Origin of the sequence: Gelatiniphilus marinus (assembly GCF_042684345.1) — a bacterium.
Lineage (GTDB): Bacteria > Bacteroidota > Bacteroidia > Flavobacteriales > Flavobacteriaceae > Gelatiniphilus > Gelatiniphilus marinus.
In genome coordinates this window covers 407673-421054 of sequence record NZ_JBHULK010000002.1, presented here as the reverse complement: position 1 = coordinate 421054, position 13382 = coordinate 407673, and the positions used below count along the sequence as shown (strand labels likewise).

At 35.1% G+C, this 13382-nt stretch carries 11 protein-coding genes; 6 read left to right on the top strand and 5 right to left on the bottom strand.

Annotated elements, in window-relative coordinates; genetic code table 11:
• The first annotated feature begins 105 nt into the window (after window positions 1-105).
• On the top strand, window positions 106-2358 hold the full coding sequence (locus ACFSQS_RS06940) for a TonB-dependent receptor family protein (RefSeq protein ID WP_388016170.1): 2253 nt from the start codon (window positions 106-108) through the stop codon (window positions 2356-2358).
• 237 nt (window positions 2359-2595) lie between these two features.
• On the opposite strand, the gene ACFSQS_RS06935 is transcribed toward ACFSQS_RS06940, so the two are convergent.
• Window positions 2596-3459: a hydroxymethylglutaryl-CoA lyase gene (locus ACFSQS_RS06935; RefSeq protein ID WP_388016167.1), complete on the bottom strand. Its 864-nt coding sequence runs from the start codon at window positions 3457-3459 to the stop codon at window positions 2596-2598.
• Between the two features lie 102 nt (window positions 3460-3561).
• On the opposite strand from ACFSQS_RS06935, the gene ACFSQS_RS06930 reads away from it, so the two are divergent.
• Together ACFSQS_RS06930 and ACFSQS_RS06925 are read left to right on the top strand one after the other, a co-directional pair.
• Complete coding sequence (locus tag ACFSQS_RS06930) at window positions 3562-4521, top strand: T9SS type A sorting domain-containing protein (protein ID WP_388016164.1); 960 nt, start codon at window positions 3562-3564, stop codon at window positions 4519-4521.
• Window positions 4522-4626: 105 nt separating this feature from the next.
• Window positions 4627-6552 carry a M43 family zinc metalloprotease gene (locus ACFSQS_RS06925; RefSeq protein ID WP_388016161.1) on the top strand — a complete coding sequence of 642 codons (1926 nt, stop codon included), beginning with the start codon at window positions 4627-4629 and terminating at the stop codon, window positions 6550-6552.
• Window positions 6553-6635: 83 nt separating this feature from the next.
• Here the strand turns inward: ACFSQS_RS06925 and ACFSQS_RS06920 are convergent, their stop codons facing one another.
• The gene (locus tag ACFSQS_RS06920; RefSeq protein ID WP_388016158.1) at window positions 6636-7670 is read right to left on the bottom strand and encodes a quinone-dependent dihydroorotate dehydrogenase; all 1035 of its coding nucleotides are present in this window, start codon (window positions 7668-7670) and stop codon (window positions 6636-6638) included.
• Between the two features lie 125 nt (window positions 7671-7795).
• Here ACFSQS_RS06920 and pepT point away from each other — a divergent pair, with 125 nt between their 5' ends.
• From pepT to ACFSQS_RS06905, 3 genes are all read left to right on the top strand, one after another.
• Complete coding sequence (gene pepT / locus ACFSQS_RS06915) at window positions 7796-9034, top strand: peptidase T (RefSeq protein ID WP_388016155.1); 1239 nt, start codon at window positions 7796-7798, stop codon at window positions 9032-9034.
• 111 nt (window positions 9035-9145) lie between these two features.
• On the top strand, window positions 9146-10693 hold the full coding sequence (locus ACFSQS_RS06910) for a tetratricopeptide repeat protein (RefSeq protein WP_388016152.1): 1548 nt from the start codon (window positions 9146-9148) through the stop codon (window positions 10691-10693).
• On the top strand, window positions 10693-10917 hold the full coding sequence (locus ACFSQS_RS06905; RefSeq protein ID WP_388016149.1) for a hypothetical protein: 225 nt from the start codon (window positions 10693-10695) through the stop codon (window positions 10915-10917). Before ACFSQS_RS06910 ends, ACFSQS_RS06905 begins: the two co-directional genes overlap by 1 nt.
• Before the next feature lie 227 nt (window positions 10918-11144).
• Here the strand turns inward: ACFSQS_RS06905 and ACFSQS_RS06900 are convergent, their stop codons facing one another.
• The 3 genes from ACFSQS_RS06900 to ACFSQS_RS06890 form a co-directional block, all read right to left on the bottom strand.
• On the bottom strand, window positions 11145-12050 hold the full coding sequence (locus ACFSQS_RS06900) for a TIGR01777 family oxidoreductase (RefSeq protein ID WP_388016146.1): 906 nt from the start codon (window positions 12048-12050) through the stop codon (window positions 11145-11147).
• Between the two features lie 81 nt (window positions 12051-12131).
• A complete protein-coding gene (mnmD, locus tag ACFSQS_RS06895) occupies window positions 12132-12842 on the bottom strand; it encodes a tRNA (5-methylaminomethyl-2-thiouridine)(34)-methyltransferase MnmD (RefSeq protein ID WP_388016143.1) in 711 nt (236 codons plus the stop codon).
• A 1-nt stretch (window position 12843) separates the two neighbouring features.
• Entirely contained in the window at window positions 12844-13347 is a 504-nt protein-coding gene (locus ACFSQS_RS06890) for a DUF4920 domain-containing protein (protein ID WP_388016140.1), read from the bottom strand.
• Between the last annotated feature and the right edge of the window lie 35 nt (window positions 13348-13382).

Here is a 13382-nt window from a genome sequence, read left to right as displayed (position 1 = left end):
TATTAATTATCAAATCATTAAAAAAATTATTTTTATTTATTCTAAATAAGCTTTGCTGATTTAAAATTGAGGTTTATATTTGCCCAAAAATTAAACCTATTTATAATGAAACTAAATAAAATCAAGACAAAATTATTAGTTTTAACCTCTCTATTTGCGGTTACTATTTCTGCTCAACAAAAAGAAAGTAAAGTCTTAAAAAACCAATTAGACTCCATTCAAAAATTAGATGAGGTATTAATTTCTACAAACAAAATATTAGGCAGTAAATATGTAGCAAAACACAGAACCGGCTCCGCATTTTATCTGTCGTCTCAAGAACTCGAAAAATTTAATTCAACAGATATCCATAAAGTTTTAAGTATCGTACCTGGCGTTAATATGTACCAAGAAGATGGCTTTGGTTTAAGACCAAACATTAGTTTAAGAGGTACATCTCCGGGAAGAAGTTCGAAAATTACCATTATGGAAGACGGTATTTTAACCGCCCCGGCACCTTACAGCGCATCTGCGGCTTACTATTTTCCTACTATTGCAAGAATGGAAGCCGTAGAAATTTTAAAAGGCAGTAGCCAAGTACAATACGGCCCTTTTACCAGTGGCGGAGCAATTAACATGGTTTCTTCACAAATACCAAACAAATTTTCTGGCAAAATAAGAGCAAGTTATGGTAGTTTTAATTCTAACCAACTGCACGCAAAGATTGGTGGGGCAAACAAAACCTTTGGCTATTTGGTAGAATATTTAAATTATGGTTCAGATGGTTTTAAAACTTTACCTAGCGAAAAAAATACTGGTTTTAACAAAAATGATGTTGTTGCAAAATTGAGTGCCAATTTGTTTGCGAATGCTACCGTAAAACAAAATATTGAGTTCAAGTTTCAGTACTCTGATGAAAATGGAAATGAAACGTATTTAGGCTTGTCTGAAGAAGATTTCAATAAAAATCCGTTTTCTCGATACCCTGCTTCAAACCATGATAAAATGACTACTGACCATACCCAATATGTGCTAACACACAACTTGGAGTTTTCTAAAAACTTCAGAATTACCACTAATTTATATCGCAACAACTTTGCAAGAAATTGGTATAAGTTAAACGATGTTACCTTTAACGGCGATAAGCAATCTATTGCTAATGTTTTAAATGATCCAACAACACTATCGGGACATTTCAACACGGTAACGGGCAGCATAAATTCTGCAGCAGATGTATTGGGTATTAAAGCAAACAACAGAAAATACTATGCACAAGGTATCCAAACAAAATTAGATTACCATTGGTACAAAGGAGATACTTTTCACGATATTGAAATTGGCCTAAGGTACCACTATGATGAAGAAGACCGGTTTCAATGGGTAGATAACTACAGCATTTCCAATACTGGAATTTTAACTTTAACAACTGCCGGAACCCCCGGAACAGATGCCAATAGAATTAGTAGTGCAAAAGCTTTAGCTTCTTTTATAACCTACAAATTAAAACACAACAAATGGACCTTTACACCTGGTTTAAGGTACGAAAACATCGCTTTAAACAGAGAAGATTTTGGTAAAAACGATGTAAATAGAACTGCTACTAATTTACAAACCAGGGAAAATACAGTTTCTATTTTTATTCCCGGAATGGGCGCTAACTATAAGTTTAACAATAATATTTCAGTATTTGGTGGCGTTCACAAAGGCTTCTCGCCTCCTGGAAATAGAGATGGCGAAAAGGCAGAAGAAAGTATAAATTACGAATTAGGAACCCGTTTTAATACAGGCAAACTAAGAGGGGAGATTGTTGGTTTCTACAACGATTATTCCAACCTTTTAGGCAGCGACCTTGCAGCATCTGGCGGATCGGGTTCTTTAGATCAATTTAATGCAGGCGAAGTAAAAGTGAACGGACTGGAATTATTATTAAACTACAACTTAGCAAACCCTAACAGCACGTTTTCCCTACCAATTTCTTTTGCTTACACATATACTAATTCAGAATTTTTAAACGACTTTGGGAGCTCTAACAGACTGTGGGGCACTGTAACCTCTGGAGATGAAATGCCTTATATACCAAAAAATCAATTCAATGCTGCAATTTCATTAGAGCATTCTAAATTTGAAGTAAATTTAAATGCAAGGTTCAACGGAGAGTTTAGAACAAAATCCGGTACTGGAGCAATTCCAAGCAACGAAAAAGTAGATTCTTATTTTATCCTGGATTTATCGGGCAAATACAACATTGCAAAGCAGTTTAACCTAACTGCTAACCTTATGAATTTATTAGACAACACCTATGCGGTGTCAAGAACGCCTTCTGGTTTAAGACCTGGACACCCCTTTGGAATTTATGGCGGTTTTGAGTTTAAATTTTAATAACGCTATTACAAGTTACAAGCTATTAAAACTAAAAAACATATAGCGGAAACCACTGTAGGCTTGCTTTGGCATTGACGCCTTTTAGCCTGTAATAGCATATCATTACCGTTTTATTGTTTAATAAAGAACTTAATAAAATAAACCCCTGCAAAGTGTATTCGATTGCAGGGGTTTTAAATTGTATAATTTCTGGTCAAAATGTTCCATTATGCCTTTGTCTGCGTTTTATTTCAATCAGTAATAATTATTAAATATTTTTGAAGCTTCGTTGTAAGCGCTCTCAAAACTAAGTGCGTTTAAACTATTGTTTTTTTGCGAGGTAAAGTAAGACAATAGTTTCTCGGTTGGCATATTGCCTGTAAGTTCGTCTTTGGCCATGGGGCAGCCTCCAAAACCTTGTATGGCACCATCAAAACGTAAACATCCCGCTTTGTAGGCGGCATCTACCTTTTCAAACCAAGTGCTTGGTGTAGTGTGCAAATGGGCACCAAATTCTATATGCGGATACTGTGGTATTAAATGAGAAAATAAATAGCTAATATTTTCAGGAATCGATGTGCCAACCGTATCGCTTAACGATAAGATCTTTACCCCCATTTTATGTAAACGCTCCGTCCACTCGCCCACTATATTAACATTCCAAGGGTCGCCATAAGGGTTGCCAAATCCCATAGAAATATAAACCACCACTTCTTTATTGGTTTTATCTGCTAGGTTTAAAATATCATCTAAAATTAATATAGATTCGGCAATAGTTTTATGGGTGTTCCGCATTTGAAAGTTTTCTGAAATTGAAAACGGGTATCCTAAATAATCTATTTCTTTATGGATGGATGCCTCTGTAGCTCCTCTTTGGTTTACAACAATGGCCAACAATTTACTAATGGTTTTGCTTAAATCGAGTTGCGATAAAACCGCTCCGGTATCAACCATTTGCGGTATGGCTTTTGGCGATACAAAGCTACCAAAATCTATGGTATCGAAACCCACGCGCAGTAACGATTGAATGTATTGCACTTTACTAGCCGTTGGAATAAACGTTTTTATACCCTGCATAGCATCGCGCGGGCACTCGATTATCTTTACTTTTTTAGACATTGACATCAAAAAAAAAATGGACGATAAAAATACTATTATTTTGTAAGGTGCAGTAATTTAATAAGACTTAAATCATTATAAAACCAATAAACTACAATTCTCATGAAAAACTTTACTTCTCATACAGTCTTAGTACTGTGCTTACTTATTACACCTAATTTCTACGCCCAAAGTATTGCCAATTACACTATTGTTTTTGAGAGTTTTTGGGAAACTCCCGCAGCAGATGCCACTAATGGCATAAGCAGCATCCCCTTACCAAGCAATCCGCATTGGTCGCCCATAGCTATTGCTACGCACCAAACCGCAAACTCGATATTAGAAATGGGAACAGCGGCCTCGGCTGGAATAGAATTGATAGCAGAAGAAGGTCTCACTAGTGCTTTTGAAAGTGAAGTAACCGCAAATACAGATGCCGATAAATTTATAATTGGCAACGGTTTAAATGCGGCACAAGGCACCATTACAACAAGTATCCAGGTAAGTTCAGATTATCCTTTCGTGAGTCTTGCTTCAATGATTGCCCCCAGTCCAGATTGGTTTATAGCCGTTAATAGCGAAAATTTAAGGTCCGGAAACCATGCCATAAACAACGGATGGAAAACCACTTATACCGTTGATGTGTTTCCGTACGATGCAGGTACAGAAGAAGGCAACGGCTATTCTGGAAATAATGCAGCTACAAATCCGAAGGACGTTATTACAAGCCTATTAGACATGGCGCCTTTTGATGGCGTGAACACCAATATGAGCCACAGAATTGGTACGGTTACCTTTAATTACATAGATTCCACTTTAAGTCTTGATAATATTAACGATTTAGAAAATGTATCAATTCATCCAAACCCTTCAAAAGGAAAAATAACACTTTCAAACCTTAAAAACAAAGATTTAATATCTGCTTCAATTTACAATATCTTAGGGCGATTGGTTAAAGATATTCCGGTTAAAAAAGGGCTCTCGAAATTAAACATCGATTTAACACATTTAAACAAAGGCGTTTATCTTTTAAATATAAAAACAGCCAATAGCACCACCACCAAAAAGTTGGTAATTAACTAAAAACGAGGTGTTTTTTTTAATCTAACCGATAAAACTTAACGCTTAAACGTTTTTATTGTTTGTAATATTCTTATCGCTATACATTTGAAAAAATGTTTGCCCCAAATGAATATTTTAGCCCCAAGAATTAAATATCTTTTTTCTTTTGTATGCCTTACAATTTGCAGTATTCTTCACAGTCAAAATGCAGAAACCAATTGTGGCACTATAACTTCTGAAGCATACTTAAAAAACTTTCAAAAAATAAAGCCTCAGCTTAAAACGGTAGAGCAAGAATTTTTAAATGCTAAACACAGCAAAGGCAGTACTTTTGCCAAAACCGTAAACGCCATTCCTGTAAAAGCCCATATTATAAGACATTCCGATGGTTCTGGCGGAATAAGTGCTACTCAATTAAACGAGGCTATTTCCAATCTAAACAACATCTACAAAGATGCCTTTATGGAATTTTTTTTATGCGATGGAATAAATTATATTGATAGCGATACCTTATGCCAATACAGCAAAAACGATGAAGAAAACCTTATAGAAAAAAACAATGTTACCGGATTAATAAATATATATTTTACGGATTATGTTTTAAACACTTCCAACGAAAGCATTTGTGGTTATAGCAATAATGAAACAAAAAAAGATATTATTGTTATAAAAAACGATTGTGCTACCAACAGCTCATCATTGGCGCACGAAATGGGGCATTTTTTCTCGTTAATCCATACCCACGGACCAAAAAACGACAGCTTAACAACCGAGTTGGCAGATGGCAGTAACTGCGACACCACCGGCGATGGTATATGCGATACACCTGCAGACCCCATGCTTACAAACCAAAACGTAAATAATTTTTGCGAATATACCGGAACAGAAACCGATGCTAACGGAAATGTATTTAATCCAGACACACAAAACATCATGTCGTACGCTAAAAAAGGATGCCGAACCCATTTTACTCAGCAACAATTAGCGCGTATGTATGCCTTTTTTATAACAAACAAAAGCTATTTGTCCTGCCCATCGTTTAATGCCGATTTCACAACTAATGTTAGCCAAACTTGTAACGAAGATTTAACCGTGCAGTTTAAAAGCAATTGCAAAAATATAACCAAATGGGAATGGGATATAAATTCTGATGGCTTAATAGATTATACTACCCAAAACCCAACACATACTTTTAATACTGGGATTTACGATGTAACACTACGAGTTTCAAACAAAGCGAAATCTATAAGTAAAACCTATTCGCAATATATTAAAGTTGGCACACAACCCCATTGGCTAAACGAAGATTTTGATGATTTTAAGATAGCGGGCGATAAAGGTTGGACTACCAAAGATGCATCAAAAAACGGGTATAACTGGCATGTTAATTTTGGCGAAACAGCAACAGAAAACACCGGTCCAAATAATGACAATTCATCCAATGAAATTTTAGGAAAATACATTTACGCCGAAGCATCGGGAGCAGAACCGGGCGATGTAACCGAATTTATTTCGCCTTGTTTCACGATTGATAAAGAAAACTCTGAACTTGAATTTGCCTACCACATGTTTGGAAATGGCATTGGCGCATTGCACGTAGATTTAAAAACCGAAACCGGCTATATTAATGATGTAATTCCTGCTATTATTGGAAGCCAGCAAAACAATCAAAGTGATGCGTTTTTAACCAAATCTGTCGATTTATCACAGTACACAAATCAAACTATAAAAGTTAGATTTAGAGCTGTTAGAGGTTCCAGTTGGGAAGGCGATATTGCCATAGACGATGTGTTTATTAAAACCATTTACATACCAATATCAGACGAGATGTTTAAAGTGTATCCAAACCCTGTTAAAAATGATTTGCTTTATATAAAGGCTAATGATACAGAACTAGTTTCAATCTATGAAATCTCTAATTTAGTGGGGCAAACGTTTTTATCTGGTACAGTTTCAAATCGCCCCATAGATGTGAGCAGTTTATCTTCTGGAACCTACCTGCTTATTTTAAATGATGGCAAGTCAAGGGTTCTAAAAAAAATCATCAAATAAATATTGAAATTACAAAAAAGGAAAACTCTAAATTCCAAAAAAAGTAAGTTTCAAAAACATCAATTCCTAAAGAAAAAAATAAATCAGCTTTCTTTTAAAATCGCTTTGTTTATCGCTTTAATCAATCGCGGGCCTTCATAAATAAAGCCCGTATAAACTTGAATTAAATCTGCTCCTGCACGTATTTTTTCGAGCGCATCTTCGGCAGAATGTACACCGCCAACACCAATAATAGGGAAGGCTTTATTGCTTTTTTCAGATAAATATTTAATGGTTTGCGTACTTTTTTCTTTTATGGGTTGCCCGCTTAAACCACCATTTCCAATGGTTTCCAACTGTTCTTTAGTGGCTTTCAAATTACTTCTATCCATCGAGGTATTGCTGGCAATAACGCCATCTAGTTTGGTATCGGCAACCAATTGAATAATTTCATCCAACTGATTATCGTTTAAATCCGGTGCAATTTTTAATAGGATGGGTTTTTGGTTTTCAAAATCTGTATTCGCTTTTTGTACGTCACCTATCAATTCCTCCAAATAATCTTTATCGTTTAACTTGGCATGGCTTCCCACATTTGGGCAGCTTACATTTAGCACAAAATAATCAACAAAAGGATGCAAGGCATTAAAGCACTCCAAATAATCCTTGGTGTAATCCTCAGGTTTTGTTTGCGTGTTTTTACCAATATTTCCGCCAACAATCAGTTTGCCTTTATTTTTTTTTAATTGCGTAATTGCAGCTTGTAGCCCTTCGTTATTAAAACCCATGCGGTTAATAATGCCTTGGTCATCTTTCAATCTAAACAATCGTTTTTTGGGGTTGCCGGCTTGGGCCTTTGGCGTTACCGTACCAATTTCAATAAACCCAAACCCAAAGTTTGCCAACTCGTTGTAAAGCACCGCATTTTTATCGAAACCTGCTGCTAATCCCACTGGGTTTTTAAAAGTTAAACCGAATAATTTTCGTTCTAATCGTTTATCGTTTACCACATACAAACTTTTAAATATGGAAGCAAATCCAGGTATTTTAGAAGTGAATTTTATTAACGAAAACGTAAAATGATGAATCTTTTCGGGGTCGAATAAAAAGAATAGCGGGCGCAGTAATAATTTGTACATCAGTCAATATTTGCGCAAAAGTAATTCTATTTAAAAAAATGGGCAATTTAAAAGCTAAAAAACTTATAAGTCGTAACTTTATACCCATAATGAGCTATTAATTATTTCACTCAAACTACTATAAAATGATTTCAAAAGAACGCCTTATAAAACGGTTTATTAGTTACGCAACTATTGATACCGAATCCGATCCCAATTCAAACAGTACACCAAGCACAAAAAAACAGTGGGATTTAGCCAACAAATTAGCCAAAGAGCTTAAAGAAATTGGTATGCAAGAGGTAACTATTGACGATAACGCCTATATTATGGCCACCCTACCAAGTAATGTAGAACACGAGGTACCAACCATAGGGTTTATTGCGCATTTTGATACCTCACCAGATTTTACGGGTGCCAATGTAAAGCCACAGATTTTTGAGAATTATCACGGTGGCGATATCTTATTAAATAAAGAAGAAAACATTGTATTATCGCCAGATTATTTTGATGATTTGCGCCAATACACAGGGCAAACCTTAATTACTACCGATGGCACAACGCTTTTGGGTGCCGACGATAAAGCGGGTATTTGCGAAATTGTTTCGGCCATGGAATATTTAATTAACAACCCAGACATTAAACACGGCAAAATACGCGTTGGTTTTACGCCAGATGAAGAAATTGGTCGTGGTGCACATAAATTTGATGTGAAAAAGTTTGGTGCAGATTGGGCCTACACCATGGATGGCAGTCAAATTGGCGAACTGGAATACGAAAATTTTAATGCCGCCAGTGCGAAAGTAAAAGTGAAAGGAAAAATTGTGCATCCCGGATATGCCAAAGGTAAACTCATAAATTCCATGTACATCGCTACCGAATTTATTAATTCGCTGCCCAGATTAGAAACCCCCGAACACACTGAAGGTTATCAAGGGTTTTTCCATTTAAGCAATATGAGCGGGAAAGTTGAGGAAACTGTTTTAGAATATATTATTCGCGACCACGACAGAGAAAAATTCGAGGCTCGAAAAGCCTTATTTGAAAAATTGGCAAACGAGCTTAATTCGCAATACGGCACCGAAGCCATTATGGTGGAAATAAAAGACCAATATTACAACATGAAAGAAAAAATAGAGCCCGTAATGCATATTGTTGATATTGCCGAAGAAGCCATGAAACAATTGGATATTGAGCCGCTAATTAAAGCCATTCGCGGTGGTACCGACGGCTCGCAGCTAAGCTATATGGGATTACCATGCCCTAATATTTTTGCGGGCGGACATAATTTTCATGGGCGTTACGAGTACCTGCCCGTTGAAAGTATGATAAAAGCCACCGAAGTGATTTGTAAAATTGCGGAGCTAACGGCGGTTGAGAGGTAGATGGTTTTTATTTTTTTAGACTTGACTTTGTCAGAAAAATTAACTAACTTCGTTTAACGGTGGATATAAGCCATTGAAACAGGCGCATATCCGCAAACCATTAGCAAACATATGAAACGAACGACATTACTTATCATAACATTATTTCTTACAGCGAATTTTTTGTTCGCTCAAAATAAATTCACAAACGGATTTAATACAGGATATAAAAAAGGATATTGTCAAGACCAAGGAGTTGGTTGTATTGACCCAATTCCACCAATTGCACCTATTCCGAAAGTTGGAGAAAGTTCCGATAGTTATACTGATGGTTACAATCGTGGTTTTCAAATGGGTTTAAGTGCCAGAAAATCGAACAATTCTTCAAATTCATCTACAACAACAAACAGAACAAGATATAAAACAGCAAAACCAAAATTTGTTGATTTTGCAAGTGGTGGTTACTCAAATACAGATATTACTAATCTGAAAATAAAAGCTATAACTACAATTTCTAAACGAGCAACAGAAAACATATCCAATGGTAATTATGATTCCGCAATTGGAGATGCAAATAGTTTATTAAAAATTCAACCAAATTTTGCATTAGCCTATCAAATTAAAAGCGTTGCATATTATCACAAAGACAGAATAATTGATGCTTATAATATGTCTGTTAAATGTGACAGAATAATGGGTAAAAAATCAGAGTGGCGAGAAGATATGTTTAACGAATTGACTGAATATTATAAAAATATGATGTCTAGCAATCAATATAGTAATGTGATTTACACATCAGAAAGTATTTGGACACCAAATAATTTGACTAATTATTTTCACGGACTAGGTTACTACTTCAAAGGCGATTACAAAAAAGCTAAAAAATATCTAAAGAAAGTAAAAGACTTTGAGCCAGCAGAACAATATTTAGAAAGTATAAAGAATAAAAATTATTATAAAAATCCATATTCAGGACAAAAACAAGAAACCAAACCGTTAAATAAAAGTGGTAATTCAAAACCAAACGTTGATTTACAAGCCATTTACAAATTACTGCAAAACGGAAAATACAAAGAAGGAATTGCATTAATTGATAAATCTATTGGTAACGAAGGAAATGAATTACTTTATGGATTAAGAGGAACAGCAAACTATTTGTCAAGAAATTATAGTGAAGCAATTTCAGATATTACCAAATCTGCGAAAACTAATAAAGAAATATTACCTGATTTTTTATTTTACAGAGCTATGGCTAAATCTGAAGTTGGCGATTTTTATGGAGCAATAAGCGATTATGATTTATTAATAACAAAAGGAGATCCAAAAGGTCAAAACTATGATTTAGCAACAGTTTATAATAATAAAGCTTATTCCTATGTCGGATTAAAACAGTTTGAGAAAGCAATTCCATTTGTAACAAAAGCACTTGAGTTGGATAAGGGCAAATGGTATATTTGGGATACAAGAGCAGAGATTTATTATAATACTGGAGAATATGGAAAGGCAATAAATGATGCAACCAAAGCGATTAAAATTCAAGAAAATGCAAACACGCTTTACATTAAAGGTTTATCTCATATAAAACTTAATGAAAAAGAATTAGGTTGTAAAGATTTATCACGAGCAGGAGAATTAGGAAAAAGTGAAGCATACACAGAAATAAAAAGATATTGTAATTAATGGATAATTCGGAATTCAGAAAGAAATATTGGTCGGAATTAAAGCCACTTGTTGGAAATATGATTTCAGAAGCACCTTTACATTTTGACAAGCATCAATATGTTCGAGATTGTTGGGAGAAATTAGAAAACGAATTAAAGAAATATAATCTAAACGAAACTGACTTTAGAGACGTTAATGCAAAATTAAGAAAGCAAATAGAAAACGACATACTTCGGAAATAAATACGTTTGCTAACAACGTATATAGCTCATAGCTAGTTAGTTGCTTAATTCAAAGTTAAGGCATAATTTGCAAGTCCGCCAAATTTTTTAATTTGGCTTATTGAAAAGAAAAGATAATAAGAAAATTAAAAAATTCGGCTCGTGCTTAACCGAAAAGTAATCGCTAATTTGCACGCTACGAGCCATATACAAGACCGTTAAACGAACCTTCAAAGACACTTCCTTTTTCACTCCAACACCCCCTCTAAAGCTGGTTGCAAATGGTGCGCTTTAAACTGGAAGCCTTTATCTTCAATTGTTTTAGAGCTTACCCGTTGGCTATCAAACAGCAAAGTATGCATCTCGCCTAAAACCAGTTTCATAAAAAATCTGGGGATGTTCGGTAAAAACAAAGGTTTACCCAATACTTTAGCTATGGTTTTGGTTAACTCTAAATTAGTCACTGGGTTTGGTGCCACACCATTATAAACTCCGCTTAATTTATTTTCTAAAATATATAAAAATACACGGGCCAAATCGTTAATATGTATCCACGATTGCCATTGTTTTCCGCTACCAAAAGCAGCACCCAAACCAAATTTTATGGGTTTTACCATTTCTGGCAAAGCACCACCTTTATTTGATAACACCAAACCAATCCTAACTTTAGATACGGTTATGCCCACTTGCGAAAACCCATCAACAGCGTGTTCCCATTGTTGCACTACATTGCTTAAAAACGAATCATCAAAATCATTAAAAGTTTCGTCGTAATAATGAATTAAAGAATCTGGATATATTCCAATGGCACTTGCCGAAACCACTTGTTTTATACTATGTGTTTCGCCCTTTAAAGCATTTATCAATAACTGCGTGCCTTCAATTCTACTGGAAAGAATTTCTCTTTTATAAACTGGTGTCCATCGTTTTGAAACGGTTGCACCTGCTAAATGAATAATAGCATCAACTCCTTTAAAACAGCTTGCATCAATAGCTTGTGTTTTAGGATTCCAGTAAAAACCCTGGTAGTTTTCAACCTTTACAATTTTAGATTTACTTGTGGTTAAGTAGTTTACAGCAATGCTTTTTTTATGGCAAAGTTTAACAATCTCCTGCCCTATCAATCCTGTTGCTCCTGTTATTAAAACGCGCATAATTTCTTTTTACATAAAGTTACAAAATGTAAATTCCAATAGCTATACATTTATATTGTGTTTAACAGATTTAACGGGGTTTTAACTTTTTGTAGCTCTCAGCATTTCACGTTTTCCGGGTGGCCCAGGTAACCGCTCTACTTTAAAACCAACGTTTTCCATGGCTCGCCTTACACTGCCTTTTGCAGAATAGGTTACCAAAATACCATTTTGCTTTAAAGCGTTGTACATGTTTTTAAAGATTAATTCTGTCCATAATTCGGGTTGCACGCGCGCTCCAAAAGCATCAAAGTAAATAATGTTATAACTTTCTTTTTCTTTTATTTCTGAGAAAAACCGGTTTTGCTTTGTTATTGAAAAATGAGGTGTGATTTTATGAGGTGCTTCCCAAAAAACTTCATGTAGTTTAGTAAAAGTTGACGCTTCATTTTGAGCATTCAATTCTTGTGGATAATTTAGTTGATTGATTTCATTCATTAAAACAGGATATGCTTCAACTCCATAATAATCAATCGAAATATTCAATTTTTCAGCTTCCAACAACGTAATAAAAGCGTTTAAACCGGTACCGAAACCAATTTCTAATATTGATATATTATTACTTTGTTCATTTTGACTTACAGGATAAGACCCAGAAACAAGTTCAGGATGGCATAAATGATGCAAACCCTGTTTTATAAACACATGGTAAGCCTCTTGAATGGCACCATGTTTAGAGTGGTATTGCTCGTTCCATTCGGGCAAATGAATGGTTAACGAGCCATCGGCAGTTATTATAATGTCGCGCTGCAAACTATTGTTTTAATAATACGCCATTGGCTTCAAAAGAATACGTTTTTTTGGGCTTGGTAATGCTTGCAATTGCTTCGGCAGATTGCCCTTCGTCTTCGGCATAATGGCGCTGTTCATCTACCGATACTTCTTTTACATAAGCCTTACCGTTTATAATTACTTCTTTCCCACCAATATCTTTTGGCATAAAAATAGCATAATCTTTAAACTTTACCATAACCTCTTCGTCCTCGCCCAAATCCAAGGTCATCCAACAGCCTTTTGCTTGACAAACTTTTTTAACGGTTGCTGTGATTTTAGCATCAATGCTATCCCCAACAGCCATGGTTTTATAATGAGAAGCCATAGATTTTGCTGCAATGGCATCGTCTGCAATTATGCTGTCTCCAAAAGATTTATAACTAATTTTTTCGGCTATAACGGGTTTTGGCTCTGGGTTTTCGGTTTTATTTTTACAAGAATTTAACAGAAAAACGCAAATAATCAATAAGGTAATAGGTTTCATTTGTAATGTGTATATTGTTTTTAAACGATTTATTA

Coding starts and splice junctions, on each gene's coding strand:
- ACFSQS_RS06940 (WP_388016170.1), top strand. CDS start 106: ATGAAACTAAATAAAATCAAGACAAAATTATTAGTTTTAACCTCTCTA.
- ACFSQS_RS06935 (WP_388016167.1), bottom strand. CDS start 3,459: ATGTCTAAAAAAGTAAAGATAATCGAGTGCCCGCGCGATGCTATGCAG.
- ACFSQS_RS06930 (WP_388016164.1), top strand. CDS start 3,562: ATGAAAAACTTTACTTCTCATACAGTCTTAGTACTGTGCTTACTTATT.
- ACFSQS_RS06925 (WP_388016161.1), top strand. CDS start 4,627: ATGAATATTTTAGCCCCAAGAATTAAATATCTTTTTTCTTTTGTATGC.
- ACFSQS_RS06920 (WP_388016158.1), bottom strand. CDS start 7,670: ATGTACAAATTATTACTGCGCCCGCTATTCTTTTTATTCGACCCCGAA.
- pepT (WP_388016155.1), top strand. CDS start 7,796: ATGATTTCAAAAGAACGCCTTATAAAACGGTTTATTAGTTACGCAACT.
- ACFSQS_RS06910 (WP_388016152.1), top strand. CDS start 9,146: ATGAAACGAACGACATTACTTATCATAACATTATTTCTTACAGCGAAT.
- ACFSQS_RS06905 (WP_388016149.1), top strand. CDS start 10,693: ATGGATAATTCGGAATTCAGAAAGAAATATTGGTCGGAATTAAAGCCA.
- ACFSQS_RS06900 (WP_388016146.1), bottom strand. CDS start 12,050: ATGCGCGTTTTAATAACAGGAGCAACAGGATTGATAGGGCAGGAGATT.
- ACFSQS_RS06890 (WP_388016140.1), bottom strand. CDS start 13,347: ATGAAACCTATTACCTTATTGATTATTTGCGTTTTTCTGTTAAATTCT.